The organism is Deefgea piscis, from assembly GCF_013284055.1.
Classification (GTDB): Bacteria; Pseudomonadota; Gammaproteobacteria; order Burkholderiales; family Chitinibacteraceae; genus Deefgea; species Deefgea piscis.
This window is the reverse complement of record NZ_CP054143.1, coordinates 1,851,713-1,873,763: the sequence shown is the minus strand read 5'-3', so window position 1 is coordinate 1,873,763 and position 22,051 is coordinate 1,851,713. Positions and strand designations below refer to the sequence as shown.

The following is a 22,051-nucleotide window of genomic DNA, read 5'->3' as shown; positions in this document are numbered from 1 at the left end:
CGTTCACCTATACTGCCTAATGAATATTAGCAGTAAAATCTAAGCGCTTTGAGTGATTTCACCAACAGGATATCAGCAGTGTTTTCGTTTTTTCGTAAAAAAGATCAAGACGGTAATGAAGTTTTAACGCAGACTGCCCCCATCACGGTAGCGGCAAGCCGAGAAGGCATCGCAACACAATCTCGCCCATTTGGTCCGGAAACCATCATTCCCCTCGCTACAGAGCCTACTGAGCCGCCACAACATGAGACTCAGCAATACGATTTATCGCTATTAAAAATTGAAGTCCAAACAAATCACGATAGTTTATCAGCAGCCGAAGAACAGGCTGCCATGCTACACGCTAACAGTCAACTTTCAGCAGCAATCAGCATTTTAGAGGCGGATCGCCCAGAATTTATCGGTCAACGTCGGCTTGAACCGTGGTTAATGCTGTTTGAATTGTACCAACAACAAGACAATCGCGAAGCCTTTGATGCTTTGGCGCTTGAATTTGTGATGACTTTTGAAAAGACGCCGCCCATTTGGCGGCAGCATAGCCAGCATCAACCGCAAGTTGCCAGCACTTCGGCTTACTATGGCTTCCCAGCCAAACTCGGGATTGAAACCATAGAAAAAGAAGCCAAGCAATTTTTGGCCTTACGTAAAAAAAACCCGAATATTCGCGTCGATTTTAGTAAGGTGCAAAAAATCGATGCACTGGGTGCGGCTGAATTAGTTGCGGTTTTACCACGGCGTAATAAAGAGCAAGGTCAGTTGCAATTGATTGGCGCACAAAATTTAATCACGCTAATTAGTAATAAAATTGAAGTGGGTCGACGTATACCTGCAGAAGCCCCATTTTGGCTGCTGTTGATCGAAATACATCAGATTTTAGGTCAACAAGAAGCGTTTGAAAATTTAGCGGTTGATTATGCAATTACCTATGAGGTGTCGCCGCCTTCTTGGGATATTGCGCAAGCGCCAAAAGACAGCCAACAAATTGCCTTAGATGAAGCTAAAGCGCGCGCTGAACTGGCCAGTGAAGCCGATCAAGAAGCCCAACTCATCGGCATTATCACTGCCGAACAACCGCAGTTGATCCAAAAAATTGCCGATCTGGTCAGCGATCAATCCGTTACCACGCTGGATTTTTCGCGAATTGATCGGATTGATTTTGAATCTGCCGGACAAATCCTCAATTTGGCGATGACGTGGTTACAGCAAGGCAAACAAATTCGCATTATCAACATTAATGAATTGGTGCTGGGTTTACTACGGGTGATGGGCATTGCTGACATGTTGCAAATGGAAAGACGCAAATAATCCCAAGCTGGCTTGCTTTTCATGCAACTGATGCCATCTAGAACCCAAATTTATTTCAAAACAGGAGTTCAGCATGGAACAATTTGACGGCACAACAATCGTCTCAGTACGTCGTGGCAAACACGTGGCCGTTGGCGGCGATGGCCAAGTCACTTTGGGCAATGTCGTCATTAAGGGCACAGCCAGAAAGGTGCGCAAGCTGTATCACGACCAAGTGATTGTCGGCTTTGCCGGTGGCACGGCGGACGCCTTTACGTTGTTTGAACGCTTTGAAGCCAAATTAGAAAAACACCAGGGCCATTTAACCCGCGCTGCGGTTGAGCTGGCGAAAGACTGGCGTACCGATCGGATGCTACGTCGACTCGAAGCCATGCTGATTGTGGCTGACCCAACGGCCACTTTGGTCATTACCGGTAATGGTGATGTGCTTGAGCCCGAAGAAGGCATTGCTGCCATTGGTTCCGGTGGCGCATTTGCGCAAGCAGCGGCGACCGCATTATTGCAAAACACCGATTTATCCCCCGAAGTGGTGGTGAAAAAAGCCCTCGAGATTGCCGGTAATATCTGTATCTATACCAATCAAAATCACACCATTGAAACCATGGGTGGCAGTGAACCGGCCAAGATTGCAGCGCCGACGAACTAAGCTCGACTCAGGTTGGGTTTGCCCATGGCGGCAAATCCAACCGCCATCGATGCAATGTTGAACTCAATCACGTAACTTGCGCGCATACCACATGGATCTGCGCGCACGCTTGCGCCAATCTGCAGTAAAATCGCCCCATGCACGATACCATCAGCCTTCTGCGCGAGCTTAATGCGCACGATTTCACCTCAGGTGCCGAGATTGCCCAGCGCTTGGCTATTTCCCGTGCGAGTGTCTCACTGGGGCTAGCCAAAGCCGAAGCCTACGGCGTTAACCTCATCCGTCGCCACGGAGTCGGCTACCGCCTAGAGCAGCCGATTGATTGGCTAGACCAAAGCCTGATACAGGGGTATTTACAGCAAGGCAGTATCGCCAATGTGGTGGTGAGTAATACCCTAGGTTCAACTAATCGACAATTATTGCTTGATCCACAGCACGGCAAATTACTCGTCACCGAATGGCAAGACGGCGGCCGAGGGCGTTTAGGTCGCCCGTGGATGGGCGTGCTCGGTGGCAGTCTGTTATTTTCTTTAGCGTGGCGCTTTGATGGCGGCTCGGCGCAATTGGCCGGCTTACCACTGGCCGTTGGCGTTGCGGTGGCCAGCGTGCTGCGCCAAGCGGGCGTCACTGCAATCGGGCTGAAATGGCCGAATGATTTATTACTGCAACTTGATCGCCAACAATGGGCCAAAGTGGGCGGTATTTTAATTGAAATGCAAGGCGATGCCCTTGGCCCTTCGCACGTCGTCATCGGGATCGGGCTCAATATCGCCCTACCCGCCCAAGCGCAAAACCAACTCGATCAAGTCGCTGCGAGCTTAGTACCGGCAGGCTTAAATTGCGGGCGTAATGAATTACTGGCTAGATTAATGAATCAATTAGAAACAACGCTCAGCCAATTTGCCCAAAGCGGCTTTTCGTCTATCCGTTCGCAATGGGAAGCACTTCATGCCTGGCCCACTGAATTACTCAATGCTATCGCCCCGAATGGGCAAATAAAGACCGGGTATTTTGCTGGGCTGAGTGCTGATGGTTCACTACGGTTAAATACCCCCGATGGTGAATGCTTGATTCATACCGGCGATGTGAGCTTAAGGCGGGCTACAGCATGAAGCAAACCGCCTTTTTATTACTCGATTTAGGCAATAGCCGAATCAAATGGCGACATAGCCCATCTGGCTGCAGCGGCGTTGCCCATACCAGCAGCGAGCTTTGGCAACAGTGCGCCAATTTACCCGCTGGCGCGCAAATTTTAGGCTGCGCGGTGGGCGCTGCTGATTTACAACAACAAATCGATCAACTCTTTAGCCAACACTGGCAAGTGCGACCACAATGGCTGCAAGTCACTCGTCAGGCGCTAGGGATTGTGAATCACTATCCACAACTTAATGAGCAAGGTCCTGATCGCTGGGCGGCCATTTTAGGCGCTCGCCAGCACTTTCCACAGCAAAACCTCTTGGTTATTTCGGCAGGCACCGCCATTGTCATCGACACCCTTCTGGCCAATGGCGATTATTTAGGCGGCAGCATCGCCCCGGGGCTTGGGCTGATGAAATCGGCGCTGCATCAAGCCACCGCCCGCTTGCCGCACGCCAGCGGTACGCTGCAAGCCTTTCCCCAATCAACACTCGACGCCATCGAAACCGGCTGTGTGCGGGCCATCATCGGCTCCATCGAGCAAGCACTCAGCGCCGCAATCGCTCATGGTCATCCTATCGAGCAAGTGATTGTTTTCGGTGGTGATGCCGCCTATTTACAACCTTTACTTAACGCCAAGGCGATTGCGGTGGATAATCTGGTGCTCGACGGTTTAGCCGCTTTACTCACTGCAGACGCAGGAACATTACACCCATGAAATGGCTGTTTATTACACTCGTTATTGCCAATTTAGCGGTCTATGGTTTTTCTCAACTCGAAACGCCACCGTCTTCCATTGAGCTCAGTCAGCGCGAAAAAAACGCCAGCGCGGTGAAAGTGGTCACCGGGCAATTAGGCCAAGTCACTGCGGTTAACATGGCCAGTGAGCCTGTGCCAGCAAGCGCACCGCTGGCGACTGCGACTGCGACTGCAACTGCGACTGCGACGGCGAAGCCAACCAGCAAACCCACGCCAACGCCGGTGGCCGAGATAGGTCGTTGCTGGCGCTGGGCCGGCATTACTGGCGATCAAATCGACAGTGCCCGTACTAAAATTCAAAACCTCAGCTTAATTGCCAGCGAAACCGCCAGTGGCGAATCGAGCAAGGTTTGGGTGTATATGCCGCCGCTGGCCACATTAGAAATCGCCAAACAAAAAGCCGCACAACTGGCCGAAATGGGCGTCACGGATTATTTTGTCGTCAACAATGGCGGTCGTTGGCAAAATTCGATTTCACTGGGCGTATTTAGCAATCGAGAAGCGGGCGAGCGCCATTTGGCTGAGCTCAAAGCCCTTGGCGTTAAATCGGCCGTGGTACGCGAAAAAGACGATACCCTAAAACAAGCGAGCTTTAGCTTTAAAAACCTCAATTCGCAGCAAAGCGATAAATTGGCTAAACTCAGCGCGCAATTTAGTGGTTCGGTATTACGCGAAAACAAATGCAAATAAGTGTTCATGCAAAAGTTTGATGACTCGCCTTTGAGGCCATAAACAGAACACTGTAATGCAAACATTAAAATAAAAAGGCATAAACTTTTAGGTTTATGCCTTTTTATTTACAAGCAAACTAAATCATTTTAATTCGATCTTTATCTGGATAAAAATCTGCCAAAATATGCGTCATTGTTGCAGCAGAAATAGGATGTTTTCTTTGAAATACTTTAGGCGTTTTCGCGCCAATTGGCATTAAGCGAATTTGCGTTGCATTCGCATTAAAATCATAGCGATGCTCTAAACGCGTAGTAAAGTAATACAAATACGGCTTAATCCATTTTAAATAATATTTAGGTTTAATTGCCGTCGTTGACTGCAAACTCAAATTATCATCGCCTTGATAAATCGCCTGCGTGAGTTCCAGCGCATTCGCCGCTTGCTGATTGAGCATGGGCATAATATTCCATTGGGCATCAGCCATCACCCATTTGGCTAAATCATGTAAATACACTTCCGTGACCACATGACCGGCACATGAGCGTTTATGCTCAACATCCTGCGTCATCAAACTCAGTATTCTTGCTGGGAAACCCAAGGCAGCCAAGGCCGTCGCCAAAACGATGCCATATTCAACACAGCGAAACTGCTGCCCTTGCGCGGCCTCTGCAACAATGGTCATCGCATCATTTTGGCTGGGGGTGTTTTGGCCATTGTGCTGCCAAAGATGATGTACCCAATGCATCACGCGCTGTAAACGCGCGGTATCTGTTGCTGCTGATTCAATCAATTCATCTAATGCGTATTTAATTCTAAATTGGGTTAGATATTCATCTTGATCGCTGGCAAAATGCGATTCTAATACAGATAATGCTTGCTTATCAAAATCAATACGCTGATCAATTGGCGCAACCAGTGAACTTATTTTTTTAAATAATTTAAAACGCTGCAGTCGATTGCGTAACATTGCACACCCTCAATTAAACACCAGCACTGCGATAAATTCAGCGTCGAGTTTAATACACTGCTACAGCGACTGCATCAATCGAAATTCAATCTGAATTAATCAAGCTAAAAATACAACAAAAAAAACAGCGTAAAAACGCTGCTTTTTTGCTCATCCAATCATGGCTCAAATTAAGGGTAACTATAATATTGCCAGCGCAGTTCGGAGTTTTTCTCAGTATAAAATTGCGGTGCTGCTAATTTGCGTCCCGGCACCGGCATTTCGGGCTCTGGTACTTTAGTCGCCTCAACTTCTTGTCCCCAAGCAGGGCGATTTTTTGTCGCCGAACTCATCCCTTTGGCTGGCGGCAAAATGGCATAGCTTGGAATTTGCGATGCCGGCAATACCCGCACATAACCCGGTGTTGCCCTATACGATTTAGCATGAGTGCTCGACTTGGCGTGTGTTTTGGATTTTGCCGAACCATGCGCCCCCGGCGCTTTAGAGCGAACCACCGGCCGATGCACTGTAGGCGCTGTATATTGTGGCGCAACATATCGCACTACCGGCGGTGGTTTAACCGGCATCACTTCTGGAGCGGCGGCAGGCTCGGCAGCATGCCCGCCTTCGGGTTGAGCGATTTTAATCGGCGTACTCATTTGCTGAGGTGCCGCATGACGCGATTTTTCCGCCGGTTTTTCTGCGCCCGCCGGCGCATGCGATTCAGCGGCCTTAATCGGTTTGGTTTCAGCTTTATGCGCTGGCTCATTGGCCCAAAGCACGGTGGGCATCAAAAATATCAGCAGTGTTTTCTTAATCATTATTTCGCTCCGATCCAACAAAACGAACATAATCACCCGGCTCCACTTTCAAGCCGTCGATCCTTCCCATCGCAAATAAAGGCTGCACTTGTTGCACCGTAAATGTGCCGCCTTTTTGTTCCGGCATACCTAAGCGCATTGTCGGCGCGAAATTGGCCGAATCAACCGGCATTGCGGTCGGCGAAATGCGATATACCTGTAGGGTATCGCCAGGCCGCAAATTAGATGTATAGCCTGCATCGACATACACCGAGTTTTTTTCAACCCGAGTAATTTTGGCCGAAAACGGAATACAGCTTAAATCTTGTGCCACTAAGCGACTGGCTTCTTTCAGTTTATCGTTCACCAACCGGCCATAATCAGTCGCAGCAAAACCTGCGGTACCCAAAGCACTACTCAGATCTTGCACCACTTCGCCATTGGCTTTACCAGCAATTCGGTGCCGATTAACTAGCGCTCCCGATACACCATCAAAGACAAATAAATCTAAATCAAAGCGACGTGCGGCAGGCACGGCTTTGACGCCAACTTGGGCAAAATTAAGAATCGGTAAGCTCGCCACTGATTTTTTTTCATAAGGGCGAAGATCTGAGCCGTAGGCCAGGGTATAGCGCTCGCCGAGCATTGAGGTATCGCGCACAATGCCGCCAACGATAAACTGCACTGAATATTGCTGCGCTAAGGCGCGTACTCGTTCAGGTTGCAATAAAGGATCCACAAATTGCGGCAACACATCAAACACCGCCACGCCCGGTGCGCGTTGCGGTAAAAACTGTTGGCTGTCGTACAACTGGCGAACCAGCTCGATTTGAATTCCTTCGGGAAACCGATCTAAATCTTGCGTTTGTGCCGGATGCTCAATCCAAAAATACGAAATCAGCACCTTACGGCGTAAATCATCTAAATCACAACGGGCGGTATTGGCTGGACGCTGAGTGGGCGTATTGGCTTTACTCACTGGCGCAGCAGGTGGCGCAATATTGACAACAACGTGGATAAAGCCATTGCTTTGCCACTCTCGCAGCAGCTGATAATCACCTTGCGGCGTACCGCTCACTTTAGTCGTTTCGCCCCATTGCCCTTGTTGTTTGACGCTTAAACTCGTCACTTGCGCGCCATTAAACAGCGCGGCATTTTCTAGCGCATCTTGCACCGCCAATGTTCGCGCCGCAGCCACCCCATCTAAACCGACTGGCGCAATCCCTTCAAATTCGGCAGCCCATGCCATTTGGCATAACAGGCAAAAAACAATAAATTTTTTCACAAGGAGAGATAGTAATTCTGAGTGGGTGAAATATTCGCGGCTAAGGGCTGCGGCACCACCGGCATTGGCGTTGGCGCAGCGGGCGCATGCGCTGCTGCTGGTGCGGCAACGGCCTCTTTCACTGGCGGCGCTGCACGGTAAAAATCACCACCGAGCGTCAATTCTAAAATGGTTTCAAAAGCACCATCCGGCAATGGCGTAATACTGACGATTTTAGCGCCACGTAAATAAGCCTCAACATAGGCTTTATAACTATCGCTCGTCAGCGCCATTGCAGAAACGGTACTGCTACCCACGATTTTAATGCCAGCAACGGTTTCCGCTAATGATCGATACGCATCGAGCTTGGCCGCTCGCATGGCTAATAAGTGTCGCTGAGCTTGGCTTAAACCTTCGCCAAGTGGCATTGCGCCATGTCCCACTGCGGTTACTTTAGTGGGTAAAACTGCGGGCGGCATTGCATCACCCGCTACTTTGCCCGAACTAGCGCAAGCCGTTAGACCGAACACGGTCACCAGCAAGACAAGAATCAGTTTTAATTGGTGCATATTACGCTCCCGCCCATACAATAAGATTAACTCTAGCAAGCCTAGCGACAGGCGCTAGTTCTTTTATATCGGCGGAAAATGACTTTTCTAAAGCGTAATCGCCCCAAGCTTATTTTTTCTTAAACACTAAATCCCAAACACCATGGCCTAATTTAATGCCGCGGTTTTCAAACTTAGTCAGCGGGCGGTATTCAGGACGCTCAGCAAAGCCAGTTGGGCTGGTCGCAGTATTCTCGAGCGTCGGTTCAGCACTTAACACCGCCAACATTTGCATCGCATAATCTTCCCAATCGGTTGCCAAATGCAAATAACCACCTGATTGAATCCGCGAGACCAATTGCGCAACAAATTCAGGCTTAATTAAGCGGCGCTTATTGTGGCGCGATTTATGCCAAGGATCTGGAAAGAAAATATGCGCGCCCGCCAAACTATCCACTGGCAGCATGTTTTCTAATACTTCCACCGCATCATGTTGCACGATGCGCAAATTGCTTAATGACTGCTCACCGATCAATTTTAATAAGCTACCCACGCCCGGCGTATGCACTTCAACGCCTAAAAAGTCGGTCTCTGGCCGCTGCGCAGCAATCTCTGCCGTTGCCGTGCCCATGCCAAAACCGATCTCTAAAACGCGCGGCGCATTGCGACCAAATGCTTGCTCTAAATCCAGCGCATTCGGGCTGTAATCGATGCAAAATTGCGGCCCAAATTCTTCTAAAGCCCGTGCTTGGCCGCTCGACAAATGGCCTTGGCGTAAAACAAAGCTACGAATGCGACGTTGTTTGTGCGCATTGTCTTCGCTGTCAACTGCGGGATTTTGTTCGTTTTCCATGATATTTCCTTATGCTTTACCGGATAAAAAATGCCGCGGCATCGGTTTAGCGGCGGCATTTTTATTGAATACGCGTATGGTAAAACGACTGGCCGATTTCACCAAGCTTTACCCACGTTTCAAGGCTCAAACGGCCAAGGAATAATTACGAAATTCACGATCAAGTTGATACGCCAATGATTCATACAAAGCTTGCGCTCGGGTGTTGCTATGCGCAGTAGAGAGTTCAAGTCGCGCCGCACCAACGGCTTTGGCATGTGCGGCGGCTTTTTGCATTAACTGACGCGCCACACCCTGCCCGCGCGCCGCTTCAAGCACATATAAATCATTAAGCAACAAAATACGCTGGCATAGCGATGAGCTAAACAAGGGATAAAGCTGGATAAAACCCTGCACCGCACCAGAGTCGCCCTCGGCCAGCAAAATCACCGACTCACCCAAAGCTAAGCGCTCACTTAAAAATTGCCGCGCTAAAGCCAGATCACTGGGCATTTGATAAAACACGCGATAAGCATCAAAAACCGGAACCAGTGCATCCAGATCATCTAAATTAGCGTAGCGAATTAAGCACATATGCATCTCAAATAAAAAAGGGTATTGGCTTGCAGCATACGATTAGCAGTAGCAGCAAGGCAATACCCTGATTACTCAAAATTTCAGAACAGCGTGTTCTCTCATTTTTATTTCGCAGCAGCAATCATCCCTGTCACCGGGCTGGATGGATCAGCGCTATACAGTTTGCGCGGAACACGGCCCGCCAAAAAGGCATCGCGACCAGCTTGGACCGCCAATTTCATCGCTCTAGCCATCCGAATCGGATCGCGTGCACCGGCAATGGCGGTATTCATCAAAATCCCATCGCAACCGAGCTCCATCGCAATCGCCGCATCGGATGCAGTACCCACACCGGCGTCGATCAACACTGGTACTTTGGCCGAATCAATAATCAGGCGTAGATTCCATGGATTAATAATGCCCATGCCCGAGCCAATTAAAGATGCTAACGGCATGATCGCGCAGCAACCAATTTGCTCGAGTTCTTTGGCAATAATTGGATCATCCGAGGTATACACCATTACATCAAAACCATCAGCAACCAGGATTTCTGCCGCTTTTAAGGTTTCACGCACATTGGGATACAGCGTATTGGGGTCACCCAAGACTTCGAGCTTGACTAATTTGTGGCCATCGAGCAATTCACGCGCCAAACGCAAAGTACGCACCGCGTCTTCACTGTTGTAGCAACCGGCAGTATTGGGTAAGTAAGTGTATTGCGATGGTGGCAGAGCCTCTAATAACGACGGCTGACTGGCATCTTGGCCAATATTGACGCGGCGAATCGCCACAGTGACAATCTCAGCGCCCGACTCATCAACGGCGGCACGCGTTTCTTGGAAATCTTTATATTTACCTGTGCCAACAATCAAGCGTGACTGATAGGTTTTACCGGCAATTTGAAACACATCTGACATAGTAAACTCCCTGCGTAGCAATGAATTATTTTGCGCTCCACACCAAAGCGGCCTATTGGTGGTACGGCTATTTTTATAGGTATCTTACTGTAGCCAATATTAAATAGCAGCTACAGACTTATACCTCAACCACCACCCACAGCAACCACCATTTCTAGCACATCCCCATCGGCCAGCATGGTCGCCGCATATTGGCTTTTTGCAATGATTTCACCATTGCGCTCAATCGCAATCCGCTTACCGAGCAAATCTAAAGCCACCACCAACTCAGTGACATTGAGCGCAGCAGGAAAAGTTTTTGCTTCTCCATTGATTGAAATTTGAATCATGAAATCAGCCCCCGAGGCAAAGAGATCGTCAGTTTATCATGCTAACTGGGTGTTTTTTTGATGCCGCGCAGCTCTAACCCGCATTGCAGCAGTCAATCTGGGTAAAAACTGAGGGCGCTTGATCGTAGACTCACTTTGTTTGGTGAATTTTGACTAAGCAAACAAGGATTAGTAAGTTTGTAGTATGCTTGGTAATTCAAAGCGTCGCCCAAAGCACGAACAAGGAGTTGTTATGAATGAAATCGAAATCAACCCAAGCCCCAGTCGCGAAAGCCAAAATATAATTTTGCTGATCTGGCTTGGCACTTTATTTTTTGGTTTTATCCCATCGTTGATTATTTATTTAGTGAAGCAAGACGATGCGGCGGTCACTGATCAAGCCAAAGAAGCACTCAATTGGTCGATCACCACCATGCTGGGCTACGCCGTAGGCTGGGTACTGATGTTTGTTTTGATCGGTTTTTTAATCTTGCCGGTAGTTGCCATTTGCCATTTGATTTTTTGCATTTTAGGGGTCGTCAACGCCAGCAAAGCGCAGCCTTATCGCCTGCCATTCAATTTACGCTTACTGAAATAAAAAAAGCATTCGCCTCGATAAAGGGGAATGCTTAATTTTGCTGGCGCTGTTTTTGCTACAGCGCGCGCACCCGCTGCAAACGATACACCGTCGGCAAACTGCGTAAACTCTTTAACACCCGCGCTAAATGTAAGCGATTACTCACCTGCAGCGTAAATTGCACGCTCAAATAGCGCTCATGTGAATCGACCATATCGCCCATCGTCACCGCTGAAATATCAGCATCAGCATCAGCAATGGCAGCAGCTAATGCCGCCAAAGTACCACGTTCGTTTTCTGCTAATACTTTCACCGGCACATCAAACATGCGAGCGACTTCAGGATCCCAATCGACATCGATCAATTTCTCGGCATCGATTCGGCCTTTGGATACTTGTGGGCAATCATGCGTATGCACCACCAAGCCTTGGTCTTTTTTCACAAAGCCTAAAATCGGATCGCCTGGAATCGGATTGCAACAGCGCGCAAATTGAATCGCCATGCCTTCGGTACCACGAATCGACACCGACATTGGTTTTTTACCTTGGCGCCCGTCTTCCGACCAAGTGCCCGCTAATTGCAATAAGCGCTTAGCGACCACCACGCCTAATTTTTGCCCCAAACCCACATCAGCCAGTACCGAATCACGTGATTTTTCGCCACTTTCGCGCAGATATTTTTCCCACACCTCATCACTGACTTGCAAAGGCTGATGCAAGGCGGAAAAAGCCTGATTGAGCAATCGCTCGCCCAAATGCACCGATTCATCAAAGCGCATGGTGCGCAAGAAATGCCGAATCTGCGAGCGTGCTTTACCAGTGGTGACAAACGCCAGCCAGCTTGGATTAGGCTTGGCATGCGCGGCCATTACGATTTCAACGTGATCGCCATTTTTAAGCTTATTACGTAGCGGCACTAACTCGTGATTCACCTTGGCTGCAATACAGCGGTTACCAATATCGGTATGCACGGCATAGGCAAAATCAACGCAGGTCGAGCCATTAGGCAGACTTAAAATCGTGCCTTTGGGCGTAAACACATACACTTGATCCGGGAATAAATCGACTTTGATATGCTCAAGAAACTCAACCGCATCACCACTTTCAGATTGCAGCTCAAGTAAAGACTGCAGCCATTGATGGGTTTTTTGCTGAACTTCAGAAAAACCTTCATCACCGCTTTTATACATCCAGTGACTCGCTACACCTGCATCGGCAATGCGATGCATTTCACTGGTGCGGATTTGCACCTCAATCGGGGTACCGTAAGGGCCAAACAAGGTCGTGTGCAAACTTTGATAACCATTGGTTTTAGCAATGGCAATGTAATCTTTAAACTTACCCGGAATCGGCTTAAATAAGGCGTGCAAAGCACCTAAAGTCAGATAGCAATGGGCAACATCTTTAACGATGACCCGAAACGCATAAATATCCAAGACTTCAGAAAAGCTCAGATGCTTTTCTTGCATTTTGCGATAAATCGAAAATAAGTTTTTTTCTCGGCCAGTCACCACAGCGTCAATATGCTGAGTCTGGAGTTTGGCTTGAATTGAATCGAGGATTTTTTGCAGTACTTCTCGGCGATTGCCGCGAGCCGCTTTTAATGCTTTGGATAAAACATAATATCGCCGCGGATGAATGTATTTAAACGCTAAATCATCTAGCTCTTGATAAACACCATTCAAACCAATGCGATTGGCAATCGGCGCGTAAATTTCCATCGTTTCGCGTGCAATGCGTTTTTGCTTATCCGCCCGCATCGAATCCATCGTACGCATATTATGCAAACGATCCGCCAGCTTAATCAGCATCACGCGTAAATCACGCGCCATGGCCAAGAGCATTTTACGGAAATTCTCGGCTTGAGCTTCTTCTTTGCTTTGAAATTCCAACTTGTCGATTTTGCTCATACCATCAACAAGCTCAGCAACGGCTTTGCCGTAACGCTCAGTCAATTCCAGCTTAGTTACACCGCTGTCTTCCATCACATCATGTAATAAAGCGGCAGCTAAAGCTTGAGCATCCAGTTTCCATAGCGTAAGAATGCCAGCTACAGCTAAAGGATGAGAAATATAAGGTTCACCAGACTGACGCATCTGACCACGATGCGCCGCCTCGGCAAACAAAAAAGCCGAGAACAACATCTCTCGGTCTTCATTTTTGAGGTAAGCCGTTTTTTCATTTAAAAACAGGCTTGCCTCCTCAATCACTTCCGGCGCGTTAATCAACGCCGGGACATCAGCTGAAGTGATAGAGAGATTCTGCATCGTTTACAATTAAGAACGAGTACGAGTCAGAATATCAACACCGACCAAACCTGCCGACATTTCGCGCAATGCCAACACGGTTGGTTTTTCACGGCCGTTGTTTTCTACTTGTGGGGTTGAACCGTTTTCGATTTGGCGCGCACGAAATGCAGCCGCCAAAGTCAGGTCAAAACGATTAGGAATGCGATCAAGGCAATCTTCAATAGTTACACGTGCCATAGGGTTTATCTCCGAGTGCGGCTAGCCCGTGGATGGGCGAAACCGCGTATTATATCACTTACTGCGAAAATTAGCCTTTTAAGCTTGAAATCAAGGCGGTATGGCGCTCGGATTGACGCGCTAAGGTCAATCGCTGTGCGCGCACGACTGCAATCATGTCACGAACTGCATCATCGATATGTTCATTCACAATCACAAAATCAAATTCATCAACGTGATTCACCTCTTCTTTGGCCACCGCCAAACGACGTGCAATCACTTCATCGCTGTCTTTGCCACGGCCACGCAGCCGACTTTCCAAGGTTTCCAAGCAAGGCGGCAAGATAAAGATGCCGATGGCTTCAGGGAACAAACGCCGTACTTGCTCGGCGCCTTGGCAATCGATTTCTAACAAAATATCACGGCCATTGGCCATGACTTCATTGATCCACAGCTGCGATGTGCCGTAATAATTGCCATAAACTTCGGCAAATTCCAATAACTCACCCGCCGCAATCATGCGCTCAAATTCGGCGCGATCAACAAAGTGATAGTCTTTACCATTGATTTCACCCTCGCGTGGTGGGCGCGTGGTAAACGAAATCGAAAGCTGAACCTGACTATCGGCAGCGAGCAAAGCCGCAACCAATGTTGTTTTTCCTGCACCTGATGGTGCTGTCACCACCAGCAAATTACCTTTGACCATTTTTTAAATCCTCTACAACCTACAAACAAGTCGCAATAGTTTACTCAATATTTTGTACTTGTTCGCGCATTTGTTCGATCAAGACTTTCAGTTCCATCGCCACTTTGGTGGTTTCAACCGAAACCGATTTCGAGCCTAAAGTATTGGCTTCACGGTTAAGCTCTTGCATCAAGAAATCTAAACGCTTACCGGCATTGCCGCCTTTTTGCAAAATTCGGCGCAATTCTGCGATATGCGTTTGCAGGCGATCGATTTCTTCCAGAATGTCTACTTTTTGCGCAAAGATCACCATTTCTTGGCGAACTCGGTCGTCATCGCCACAGCCTATGGCCTCAACAAAACGTAAAGTTAGCTTGGCTTCATAATCAGAGATAATTTGCGGCAATAATGGTTTTACGCCAGCAATCAAGGCTTCCATCGCGTCAACACGCTCTAATAAAATCGCCGCCAACTTAGTGCCTTCGCGGGCACGACTGGCTAGGAAGTCAACCAAAGCCACATCCAGCACTTCAAGCGCAGTTGCTTGCAATAGCTCTGTTGGCAATGCATCCGATTCAATCACACCGGGCCAGCGTAAAATATCGGCCATACGTAAATCGCCGGCGCTCGCTTGGTGCTCTTTGACTTGATCGGCTAAACGTAGCAACTCTGCGACTAAAGCGTTGTTTAAGCGCAACTGCGTGTTGGCCGCTTCACGAACATTAAAATTTAAACGGCATTCTAATTTGCCACGATTAAGACGCCCGCTGAGCTTCTCACGGATTGCGCCCTCTAAAGCACGGAATTCCTCAGGCAATCTTAGGCTTAGATCTAAAAAGCGATGATTGACGGCGCGCAACTCAACCGATAACACACCATGGGACAATTCTCTTTGGGCACTTGCGTATCCAGTCATGCTATAAATCATATAACTTCCTTCTTTAATACGCGCCGCTTTACACTTACGACGGTAGGGCTGACACTAATGGTCTATTGACGCTACATTCACCGCGAAAACTGCGTAAGCTGCGGCAGAATGCCAAACATCAACAGGCCCTAGACTATTTACTCAGAGTATAACCAAAACTAAGCATGGCCACCCCAAGCAATCAACCGCTCGCACGCGGATACCAATTACAGAACTACACCATCGCCAAGCTTTTATCTGCTGGCGGCTTTAGTATTGTGTATTTAGCCCACGATGAGCACGACTACCCGGTCGCAATCAAAGAATATTTACCCAATTCTTTAGCGCTGCGCAAAGAAGGCGTCGCCGTGCAAGCCGTGAGCGAAGAACATATCGCGTTGTTTCGGCATGGTTTGAAATGTTTTTTTGAAGAGGGCAAAACACTCGCCAGAATTCAGCATCCGAATATTGTCCGAGTGCTGAATTTTTTCCGTGCCAATGACACCGTGTATATGGTGATGGAATATGAGCGCGGCCGTACTTTACAAAAAGAGATTCAAATTAATCATGAACGTGAAGGCGTTGATGAAAAACTCATTCGCAGTGTATTTTTTAATTTACTCAATGGTTTGCGTGAAGTTCACCTGAATAAATTACTGCACTTAGATATTAAACCCGCCAATATTTATATTCGTAAAGATGGCTCGCCGGTTTTGCTCGATTTTGGCTCCGCTCGCCAATCGTTGACTGCTGAGCAATCACGACTTACGCCAATGTATACCCCCGGCTTTGCTGCGCCCGAGCAATATCGCAAAAAAGAGCAATTAGGTCCTTGGACTGATATTTATGGCGTTGGCGCATCGATGTTTGCCTGCATCGCCGGCACCGCACCACAAGCGGCCGATAGCCGCGAAAAAGACGACAAAGTACAACGATTAGAGCAAGCCTATGGCGATCGATATTCGCCAGAATTATTAGCCCTGATTCATCAGTGTCTTGAAATTGATCATGAAAAACGCCCACAAAGCGTATTGCAAATACAAAAATTACTGCTGGAGCCGGGCTCAGTGCCGCGTAAAAAAGGCAGCCTTATTCATATGATCAAGCGAAAATGGACCGAATTGATTCGCCCTAAACGCGGAGATCAATCATGAAATTTACCGTGTTCCAAGAAAGCCGCAAAGGTGGCCGGCAATATAATCAAGACCGTTATGGCTATTCATATAGCCGTGATGCACTGCTCTTGGTGGTGGCCGACGGCATGGGCGGCCATTTACACGGAGAAGTCGCAGCGCAAATCACCGTCGAATTACTCAGCGACCAATTCCAAAAAAAAGCCACGCCAATTATTCATAATCCCAATGAATTTTTGCATGATGCTTTATTGCGCTGCCATGATGCCATTTATAACTACGCCATTGCCCATCACCTCATTGAAGTACCACGCACAACGATTGTGGCCTGTATTATTCAAGATGGCATCGTGTATTGGGCGCACGTTGGCGATTCGCGTTTTTATTTGATTCGCAATGGCCAAACCATTGCCCAAACCAGAGACCATTCCAAAGTAAGAAAACTAGTAGATGCCGGCTTAATTACCGAAGAAGAAGCCCTACATCACGCAGAAAAAAACAAAATCTACAATTGTTTAGGCGGTAGTTTATTACCTGAAATAGAAATTGGCGGTAAAGTCAGCCTCAATGATAGCGATGCGATTTTATTGTGTACCGATGGTTTCTGGGGCTCGTTAAGCGCAGCAGAAATCAATCATTTTCTTTCTTCATTCCCGGTTTTATTCTCGGTTCCACAACTCATGGATCGCGCTGAATTACGCGGTGGTGCGCATAGTGATAACCTGACCGCATTGGCCATTAATTGGCATGAAAATACTGAATTTGGCGATACCGAAGCATTTGTTTCGACTCAAAATTTAGATATCAATACCATTAGTACCCATATTGACGATCAAAGCTTTATGACCGCGCCAGAAATTAGCGAAGATGATATTGAAAAAGCCATCGCCGAGATCCAAGCGGCAATTAATAAATACTCAAAATAAAGTGATGCACTTCATTGGCTCACTGTGAATAGTTGCTACTTTTCAGCAAATAGATTCCTTATGATGCTTCAAATTGTGTCAGTTGCAGCTGGCTGCATTGACTCTTGTATGGATGAATCCGTTATCAATCAAGGCTTTTTGCACGTCGATATCCATCAATCGTGCAAGCCCAGATAGGACAAAAAATGAAACTTCACAACGCCATCATTGCTTTAAGTGCCATTACTTGCGCAACTGCATTTGCTTCTAGCCCAGATCCACTGCAAGCTTATCCAGCCGCAGAAGCCGGTTTTGTACGTAAAGTGATTCAATTACCTAAAGTTAAAAATCCTGAACTTTATCGTGTGCAATTATTAGCCGGTAAAATGATGGAAGTCGATTGTAATCAAACGCGTTTAGCCGGCGAGCTCAAAGAAGAAACCGTACAAGGCTGGGGTTATAATTATTGGGTATTACCAGAAGTAAAAAGCGGTATCAGCACCATGATGGCTTGCAACCCAAAAGAAGCTAAAAAATCAGCTTTTGTTGCGGTCTATTCAGAAAAACTCTATCGCTATAATGCTAAATTACCAGTCGTGGTTTATGTGCCAGAAGGCATCGAATTACGCTACAGAATTTTCTCGGCAAAAGAAAAAACACAAATGGCAATGGACAAATAATCCAATTTAAGTCAAAAAATAAGCAAGCATTGCCTTATTCAATCCATTTATAAATGGCGGGTTTAAGGCAATAAAAAACGGGCGATGTTGATCTGCCATTTGGCGGGATCTTCATGGCCCATTATTTTATCCGCTCCCCCCTTACCCATGGGCCTGGCTAAATCAACAATAGTGGGCGTGATATACGTATTGGATTTGGTAGTAAAGATTACTTTTAATTTTGGCTGCAATAAACTGCCTTCATTTTGCTCAATCACAATTCCCAAACGACCTGATTCTAAACGCACTAAAGAGCCAACCGGATAAATCCCAATGGTGCGCATAAAAGCTTGTACTAATTCAGGGTTAAAATGAAATTTACTCCATTCCCAGAGTTTTCTTAACCCTTCCGTCGCTGGCATCCCTACGTGATAACAACGGTCTGACGTAATCGCGTCATATACATCGACCACGGCGGCCATTTGCGCCATTTGGCTAATTTCATTGCCCGGTAATTTATGTGGATAACCGGTACCATCCATTCGCTCATGATGATGCAAAGTAATCTCTAGCGGAATCGCCTCCATATCATCAATTTGCCGCAAAATATTCCATCCTTCCTCAGGATGGCGGCGCATAATGGCAAATTCTGCGTCAGTTAAACGCCCCGGTTTATTTAAAATTTCATTGGGGACTTTCATTTTTCCGGTGTCATGCAATAAACCACCAATTCCAGCCAAACGAATTAAATTGCGATCCATTCCTAATGATTGCGCGAAAGTCACCATCAAAGTGCAAACGCTGACCGAATGCAAAAAAGTGTATTCATCTTTATTTTTAATTGCTAATAAACCGACTAAAGCGCCGCTATTTCTTAATACCGATTCGGTAATATCGCCCACTACATTGGCCACATCATCCATTTGAATCGCTTGCCCCATACGCACATCACGCATGACAGTTTTAACGGCATTGGTCGCTTGTTGGTGAATTTTATGCGCCCGGCCTAACTCTTCGGCATACGAGACTTTAACAATCATCGGTGGTGCTTCGGCAATGCGTAATAAATCCGCATCTAATTCGGCATTCACTTCTTCTATCGTCGGCGCATCGGACATATCAAGGCCAAGCGCGGTATCAATATAAATTTCACGCACGCCAGTGGCGGTAATTTTGGCGATTTCTTCATCGGTTTGAATCACAAAACGATTACGCACAAAGGGATGATTCATCCAATCAACGTTTAAATCATGGATATACATACCCGGTTTGATGTATTCAGCAGGGATTTTTTTTATCATGGGAATCGCACTGGCTAAGATTGATTCATGCTAGTACAGACTGATGCAAGCCGCACGAAAACACGCCAAGCGATAGACTGACGAGCACCTCGATATTTTTAGCTGACAGAGCAACGTTAAAAGCAGATACCGGCAAACAATGCGCAGATCGGGATGGTTGGCGTTGTTTGCGGGCTTAAACCAACAAACTCGCCCCAATATTGACCGACAAACCCAAGATCACCATATTGAAAACAAAAGAGAGAATAGACTGCAATAAAACCAAACGCCGCATTGCGCCACTACCAACGCCGACATCCGCAGTTTGCGATGCCACCGCGATGGTAAAAGAGAAATACAAAAAATCGGGATAGGTCGGCTCAGCAGGCTGCTCTGCAAACAGCAATAAAGGGATTTTTCCTTGGTGCTGGTAATACAGATGGGCATAGTGAATCGCAAATGAAGTTGGCACCAATAACCAAGAGCCGGCCACCGTCATAAAAGCCAATAGCAATGGCGCATATTTAAACCAAGCTTTAAGCTGGTTATCCATTGCTAAACCCAAGACGATCGCCACCAAACTGGCCACTGCCGCCAAGCAAACAAAGGCCAGCACCTGCTTGGCATTCTCATCTTGTACTTTTGCCACCGCCCGAATATGTTTGCCGGGCGCGCGAAACATTAAAATCGATAAGCTAATCAAATACAGCCACGAACAGGTATTCCAAGCCAGTAAAAAGCGCATTAGCAGCGAAAAATCAGCTGACAAAGCAAAAAACATCATCACGCCAGCGACCACCGAAAACATCAGCCGTGGTCGCGCCACAAATAAATGCCGCAACGCCGCAAATTGTCCCTGCGGCTTTATTTTATCGTTTTCAAACGCCATGGATTTAGCTGTGCCTTTTAGCTTGGGCGGTGCCGCTCAGGCAAGGCCACATGAAATACTGCATTGAGCTCAACCGGATTGAGCACCAATTGCGCCAAACAATAGCGATCCAGTACCGAATAAAAAGCGGCCATAGCTTCACTCAACACGCCGCGCAAACGACAAATGCCATCGATACTGCACATCGAATGCGTTGGATCAAAACATTCCACCATCGGACTATCGGCCTCACTTAAACGCACCAAACGCCCAACCATAATTTGCTCTGCGGGCACGGCCAAACGCATACCACCGCCTTTACCGCGTAAGGTCTCTAAAAAACCATGCCGAGATAAAAAATTAACCACTTTCATCAAGTGATTATCCGAAATGCCATAAGCGTGGGCGATCTCGCTGCGCGTCACAATCCCCCCTTCTTGTACTGCCACATAAATCAATGTGCGTAAGCAATAATCGGTAAACACATTCAGACGCATTACGCCCCCTTCGGCAAAATTGAGAATCCATAATACACAGAATCGGCGGGCAACGTGCCTCAGCAAACCGAATCCACCAACGCATTCAACGCCAAAATAAGCCAAAACAGCAAGGCAACGAGCTCGTGCAGCGAACCCATCGCGCACAAAAAATTCATCTAGATGTAATCGGTTTGTCACTTTGCGCTGAGCATAATAGCGCCACATTAAACCCACGCAATAAGGCTTGTGCAATGAAAACCCTCACCTCGCTGTCGCTTGCTCTGTCGCTACTTTTGACGGCACCACTGGCTTTGGCCGAAACCACACTCACCGTTTATACCGCGCTGGAAGCCGATCAGCTCAAAGCGTATCAAGCCAAATTTGAAGCTGAAAATCCAGACATCAAAATCAAATGGGTGCGCGATTCTACCGGAATTATTACCGCAAAATTACTTGCAGAAAAAGCCAATCCACAAGCCGATGTGGTGATGGGCCTAGCCGCATCATCATTATTGATTTTTGAAAAAGACGGCATGCTGCAACCCTATGCGCCTAAAGGCGTAGAGCTACTCAGTAAAGCCTATGTCGATGATCGCAAGCCGCCAGCGTGGGTGGGCATGGATGTATGGGGCGCAGCGATTTGCTTTAACACCGTTGAAGCGGCCAAACAGGGCATTAAAAAACCGGAAAGCTGGAAAGACCTCACCAAGCCTGAATACAAAAATAAAATTGTTATGCCCAATCCTGCTTCAAGCGGCACGGGTTATTTTGACGTGAGCGCATGGTTGCAAATCATGGGAGAAAAAGAAGGCTGGGCGTATATGGATAAATTGCACGATAACATCGCGCAATACACCCATTCTGGCTCAAAACCTTGCAAACAAGCTGCTGCCGGCGAATTCCCCATCGGCATTTCATTTGAATACCGAGCGGCCAAAATCAAAGAAGGCGGCGCGCCGATTGATTTGGTGTTTCCAAAAGAAGGCCTAGGCTGGGATTTGGAAGCCACAGCGATTATGAAAGGCACCAAAAACCTCGAAGCAGCGAAAAAACTCGCCGATTGGTCAGCATCAAAATCGGCCAACGAGCTGTATGAAAAGAACTTCGCCATCGTCGCCATGCCAGGTATTGCCAAACCGAATGCACATATTCCAGCGGACTACGAACAACGCTTAATCAAACAAGACCTACGCGTCTCTGCCGCCATGCGCGACAAAACCCTCGCCGAGTGGACCAAACGCTACGACAGCAAATCAGAGCCGAAAAAATAAGTCCGCAGATTGGCAGCAGATGTTCAGATTGGGTGTTGATGGTTTTAAGTGCCTGCGGCACAGCATCAACACCCAATCTGAATACCAGTAAATTGCATAGGTATCTCCATGTA

25 protein-coding genes are annotated in these 22,051 nt (G+C 47.5%); 10 read left to right on the top strand and 15 right to left on the bottom strand.

The features are described 5' to 3' along the window. Positions 1 to 78: 78 nt before the first annotated feature. The 5 genes from HQN60_RS08885 (at position 79) to HQN60_RS08865 (ending at position 4,537) form a co-directional block, all read left to right on the top strand. The gene (locus HQN60_RS08885) at positions 79 to 1,305 is read left to right on the top strand and encodes an STAS domain-containing protein (RefSeq protein ID WP_173533312.1); all 1,227 of its coding nucleotides are present in this window, start codon (positions 79 to 81) and stop codon (positions 1,303 to 1,305) included. Positions 1,306 to 1,378: 73 nt separating this feature from the next. Beyond that, complete coding sequence (gene hslV, locus HQN60_RS08880) at positions 1,379 to 1,951, top strand: ATP-dependent protease subunit HslV (protein WP_173533311.1); 573 nt, start codon at positions 1,379 to 1,381, stop codon at positions 1,949 to 1,951. A 137-nt stretch (positions 1,952 to 2,088) separates the two neighbouring features. After that, complete coding sequence (locus HQN60_RS08875; protein WP_173533310.1) at positions 2,089 to 3,063, top strand: biotin--[acetyl-CoA-carboxylase] ligase; 975 nt, start codon at positions 2,089 to 2,091, stop codon at positions 3,061 to 3,063. Further along, on the top strand, positions 3,060 to 3,806 hold the full coding sequence (locus HQN60_RS08870) for a type III pantothenate kinase (RefSeq protein ID WP_173533309.1): 747 nt from the start codon (positions 3,060 to 3,062) through the stop codon (positions 3,804 to 3,806). Before HQN60_RS08875 ends, HQN60_RS08870 begins: the two co-directional genes overlap by 4 nt. Then, complete coding sequence (locus HQN60_RS08865; RefSeq protein ID WP_173533308.1) at positions 3,803 to 4,537, top strand: SPOR domain-containing protein; 735 nt, start codon at positions 3,803 to 3,805, stop codon at positions 4,535 to 4,537. The genes HQN60_RS08870 and HQN60_RS08865 overlap by 4 nt, the downstream gene beginning before the upstream one ends. A gap of 118 nt (positions 4,538 to 4,655) precedes the next feature. On the opposite strand, the gene HQN60_RS08860 is transcribed toward HQN60_RS08865, so the two are convergent. From HQN60_RS08860 to thiS, 8 genes are all read right to left on the bottom strand, one after another. Next, positions 4,656 to 5,486: a transglutaminase-like domain-containing protein gene (locus HQN60_RS08860; protein ID WP_173533307.1), complete on the bottom strand. Its 831-nt coding sequence runs from the start codon at positions 5,484 to 5,486 to the stop codon at positions 4,656 to 4,658. A gap of 170 nt (positions 5,487 to 5,656) precedes the next feature. Continuing rightward, positions 5,657 to 6,286 carry a hypothetical protein gene (locus HQN60_RS08855; RefSeq protein ID WP_173533306.1) on the bottom strand — a complete coding sequence of 210 codons (630 nt, stop codon included), beginning with the start codon at positions 6,284 to 6,286 and terminating at the stop codon, positions 5,657 to 5,659. After that, entirely contained in the window at positions 6,279 to 7,514 is a 1,236-nt protein-coding gene (locus HQN60_RS08850; RefSeq protein ID WP_173533305.1) for a flagellar assembly protein T N-terminal domain-containing protein, read from the bottom strand. The genes HQN60_RS08855 and HQN60_RS08850 overlap by 8 nt, the downstream gene beginning before the upstream one ends. 32 nt (positions 7,515 to 7,546) lie before the next feature. Beyond that, the gene (locus HQN60_RS08845; RefSeq protein ID WP_173533304.1) at positions 7,547 to 8,098 is read right to left on the bottom strand and encodes an LPP20 family lipoprotein; all 552 of its coding nucleotides are present in this window, start codon (positions 8,096 to 8,098) and stop codon (positions 7,547 to 7,549) included. Positions 8,099 to 8,207: 109 nt separating this feature from the next. Next, entirely contained in the window at positions 8,208 to 8,930 is a 723-nt protein-coding gene (gene trmB / locus HQN60_RS08840; protein ID WP_173533303.1) for a tRNA (guanosine(46)-N7)-methyltransferase TrmB, read from the bottom strand. 126 nt (positions 8,931 to 9,056) lie between these two features. Beyond that, positions 9,057 to 9,503 carry a GNAT family N-acetyltransferase gene (locus tag HQN60_RS08835; protein WP_173533302.1) on the bottom strand — a complete coding sequence of 149 codons (447 nt, stop codon included), beginning with the start codon at positions 9,501 to 9,503 and terminating at the stop codon, positions 9,057 to 9,059. Positions 9,504 to 9,610: 107 nt separating this feature from the next. Then, complete coding sequence (locus HQN60_RS08830) at positions 9,611 to 10,402, bottom strand: thiazole synthase (protein ID WP_173533301.1); 792 nt, start codon at positions 10,400 to 10,402, stop codon at positions 9,611 to 9,613. Between the two features lie 125 nt (positions 10,403 to 10,527). Next, the gene (thiS, locus tag HQN60_RS08825) at positions 10,528 to 10,731 is read right to left on the bottom strand and encodes a sulfur carrier protein ThiS (protein WP_173533300.1); all 204 of its coding nucleotides are present in this window, start codon (positions 10,729 to 10,731) and stop codon (positions 10,528 to 10,530) included. Positions 10,732 to 10,963: 232 nt separating this feature from the next. Here thiS and HQN60_RS08820 point away from each other — a divergent pair, with 232 nt between their 5' ends. Further along, positions 10,964 to 11,308, top strand: a complete 345-nt coding sequence (locus HQN60_RS08820; RefSeq protein WP_173533299.1) for a DUF4870 domain-containing protein — start codon at positions 10,964 to 10,966, stop codon at positions 11,306 to 11,308. Between the two features lie 55 nt (positions 11,309 to 11,363). Here the strand turns inward: HQN60_RS08820 and HQN60_RS08815 are convergent, their stop codons facing one another. The 4 genes from HQN60_RS08815 to HQN60_RS08800 all read right to left on the bottom strand — a co-directional run bounded on the left by HQN60_RS08815 (position 11,364) and on the right by HQN60_RS08800 (position 15,352). After that, entirely contained in the window at positions 11,364 to 13,553 is a 2,190-nt protein-coding gene (locus HQN60_RS08815) for a RelA/SpoT family protein (protein WP_173533298.1), read from the bottom strand. A 9-nt stretch (positions 13,554 to 13,562) separates the two neighbouring features. Beyond that, on the bottom strand, positions 13,563 to 13,772 hold the full coding sequence (rpoZ, locus tag HQN60_RS08810; protein ID WP_173533297.1) for a DNA-directed RNA polymerase subunit omega: 210 nt from the start codon (positions 13,770 to 13,772) through the stop codon (positions 13,563 to 13,565). A 70-nt stretch (positions 13,773 to 13,842) separates the two neighbouring features. Further along, entirely contained in the window at positions 13,843 to 14,457 is a 615-nt protein-coding gene (gmk, locus tag HQN60_RS08805; RefSeq protein ID WP_173533296.1) for a guanylate kinase, read from the bottom strand. Between the two features lie 40 nt (positions 14,458 to 14,497). Then, positions 14,498 to 15,352, bottom strand: a complete 855-nt coding sequence (locus HQN60_RS08800; RefSeq protein WP_254456604.1) for a YicC/YloC family endoribonuclease — start codon at positions 15,350 to 15,352, stop codon at positions 14,498 to 14,500. A 176-nt stretch (positions 15,353 to 15,528) separates the two neighbouring features. Between HQN60_RS08800 and HQN60_RS08795 the strand changes: the two genes are divergently transcribed. From HQN60_RS08795 to eco, 3 genes are all read left to right on the top strand, one after another. Next, positions 15,529 to 16,497 carry a serine/threonine protein kinase gene (locus HQN60_RS08795; RefSeq protein WP_173533294.1) on the top strand — a complete coding sequence of 323 codons (969 nt, stop codon included), beginning with the start codon at positions 15,529 to 15,531 and terminating at the stop codon, positions 16,495 to 16,497. Next, positions 16,494 to 17,402 (top strand): PP2C family protein-serine/threonine phosphatase, encoded by a 909-nt coding sequence (locus HQN60_RS08790; RefSeq protein ID WP_173533293.1) that lies wholly within the window; start codon positions 16,494 to 16,496, stop codon positions 17,400 to 17,402. The genes HQN60_RS08795 and HQN60_RS08790 overlap by 4 nt, the downstream gene beginning before the upstream one ends. A gap of 185 nt (positions 17,403 to 17,587) precedes the next feature. Continuing rightward, a complete protein-coding gene (gene eco / locus HQN60_RS08785) occupies positions 17,588 to 18,061 on the top strand; it encodes a serine protease inhibitor ecotin (protein WP_173533292.1) in 474 nt (157 codons plus the stop codon). 62 nt (positions 18,062 to 18,123) lie between these two features. Here eco and HQN60_RS08780 read toward each other — a convergent pair whose 3' ends face one another. The 3 genes from HQN60_RS08780 to HQN60_RS08770 form a co-directional block, all read right to left on the bottom strand. Further along, entirely contained in the window at positions 18,124 to 19,341 is a 1,218-nt protein-coding gene (locus HQN60_RS08780) for an HD-GYP domain-containing protein (RefSeq protein WP_173533291.1), read from the bottom strand. Positions 19,342 to 19,516: 175 nt separating this feature from the next. Next, on the bottom strand, positions 19,517 to 20,209 hold the full coding sequence (locus tag HQN60_RS08775; protein ID WP_173533290.1) for a DUF1345 domain-containing protein: 693 nt from the start codon (positions 20,207 to 20,209) through the stop codon (positions 19,517 to 19,519). 17 nt (positions 20,210 to 20,226) lie between these two features. Next, entirely contained in the window at positions 20,227 to 20,685 is a 459-nt protein-coding gene (locus HQN60_RS08770; RefSeq protein WP_173533289.1) for an RrF2 family transcriptional regulator, read from the bottom strand. A 233-nt stretch (positions 20,686 to 20,918) separates the two neighbouring features. On the opposite strand from HQN60_RS08770, the gene HQN60_RS08765 reads away from it, so the two are divergent. Then, positions 20,919 to 21,938, top strand: coding sequence for a putative 2-aminoethylphosphonate ABC transporter substrate-binding protein (locus HQN60_RS08765; RefSeq protein ID WP_173533288.1), 1,020 nt, complete (start codon positions 20,919 to 20,921; stop codon positions 21,936 to 21,938). Positions 21,939 to 22,051: the final 113 nt, after the last annotated feature.

What these genes read in the sequence shown, in the direction of transcription:
- eco (WP_173533292.1), top strand. Translation starts at nt 17,588, where the DNA reads ATGAAACTTCACAACGCCATCATTGCTTTAAGTGCCATTACTTGCGCA.
- HQN60_RS08870 (WP_173533309.1), top strand. Translation starts at nt 3,060, where the DNA reads ATGAAGCAAACCGCCTTTTTATTACTCGATTTAGGCAATAGCCGAATC.
- HQN60_RS08875 (WP_173533310.1), top strand. Translation starts at nt 2,089, where the DNA reads ATGCACGATACCATCAGCCTTCTGCGCGAGCTTAATGCGCACGATTTC.
- HQN60_RS08860 (WP_173533307.1), bottom strand. Translation starts at nt 5,486, where the DNA reads ATGTTACGCAATCGACTGCAGCGTTTTAAATTATTTAAAAAAATAAGT.
- gmk (WP_173533296.1), bottom strand. Translation starts at nt 14,457, where the DNA reads ATGGTCAAAGGTAATTTGCTGGTGGTGACAGCACCATCAGGTGCAGGA.
- HQN60_RS08775 (WP_173533290.1), bottom strand. Translation starts at nt 20,209, where the DNA reads ATGGCGTTTGAAAACGATAAAATAAAGCCGCAGGGACAATTTGCGGCG.
- HQN60_RS08850 (WP_173533305.1), bottom strand. Translation starts at nt 7,514, where the DNA reads ATGGCATGGGCTGCCGAATTTGAAGGGATTGCGCCAGTCGGTTTAGAT.
- hslV (WP_173533311.1), top strand. Translation starts at nt 1,379, where the DNA reads ATGGAACAATTTGACGGCACAACAATCGTCTCAGTACGTCGTGGCAAA.
- HQN60_RS08820 (WP_173533299.1), top strand. Translation starts at nt 10,964, where the DNA reads ATGAATGAAATCGAAATCAACCCAAGCCCCAGTCGCGAAAGCCAAAAT.
- HQN60_RS08855 (WP_173533306.1), bottom strand. Translation starts at nt 6,286, where the DNA reads ATGATTAAGAAAACACTGCTGATATTTTTGATGCCCACCGTGCTTTGG.
- HQN60_RS08795 (WP_173533294.1), top strand. Translation starts at nt 15,529, where the DNA reads ATGGCCACCCCAAGCAATCAACCGCTCGCACGCGGATACCAATTACAG.
- HQN60_RS08765 (WP_173533288.1), top strand. Translation starts at nt 20,919, where the DNA reads ATGAAAACCCTCACCTCGCTGTCGCTTGCTCTGTCGCTACTTTTGACG.
- HQN60_RS08800 (WP_254456604.1), bottom strand. Translation starts at nt 15,352, where the DNA reads ATGACTGGATACGCAAGTGCCCAAAGAGAATTGTCCCATGGTGTGTTA.
- HQN60_RS08780 (WP_173533291.1), bottom strand. Translation starts at nt 19,341, where the DNA reads ATGATAAAAAAAATCCCTGCTGAATACATCAAACCGGGTATGTATATC.
- HQN60_RS08815 (WP_173533298.1), bottom strand. Translation starts at nt 13,553, where the DNA reads ATGCAGAATCTCTCTATCACTTCAGCTGATGTCCCGGCGTTGATTAAC.
- trmB (WP_173533303.1), bottom strand. Translation starts at nt 8,930, where the DNA reads ATGGAAAACGAACAAAATCCCGCAGTTGACAGCGAAGACAATGCGCAC.
- thiS (WP_173533300.1), bottom strand. Translation starts at nt 10,731, where the DNA reads ATGATTCAAATTTCAATCAATGGAGAAGCAAAAACTTTTCCTGCTGCG.
- rpoZ (WP_173533297.1), bottom strand. Translation starts at nt 13,772, where the DNA reads ATGGCACGTGTAACTATTGAAGATTGCCTTGATCGCATTCCTAATCGT.
- HQN60_RS08830 (WP_173533301.1), bottom strand. Translation starts at nt 10,402, where the DNA reads ATGTCAGATGTGTTTCAAATTGCCGGTAAAACCTATCAGTCACGCTTG.
- HQN60_RS08845 (WP_173533304.1), bottom strand. Translation starts at nt 8,098, where the DNA reads ATGCACCAATTAAAACTGATTCTTGTCTTGCTGGTGACCGTGTTCGGT.
- HQN60_RS08770 (WP_173533289.1), bottom strand. Translation starts at nt 20,685, where the DNA reads ATGCGTCTGAATGTGTTTACCGATTATTGCTTACGCACATTGATTTAT.
- HQN60_RS08790 (WP_173533293.1), top strand. Translation starts at nt 16,494, where the DNA reads ATGAAATTTACCGTGTTCCAAGAAAGCCGCAAAGGTGGCCGGCAATAT.
- HQN60_RS08835 (WP_173533302.1), bottom strand. Translation starts at nt 9,503, where the DNA reads ATGTGCTTAATTCGCTACGCTAATTTAGATGATCTGGATGCACTGGTT.
- HQN60_RS08865 (WP_173533308.1), top strand. Translation starts at nt 3,803, where the DNA reads ATGAAATGGCTGTTTATTACACTCGTTATTGCCAATTTAGCGGTCTAT.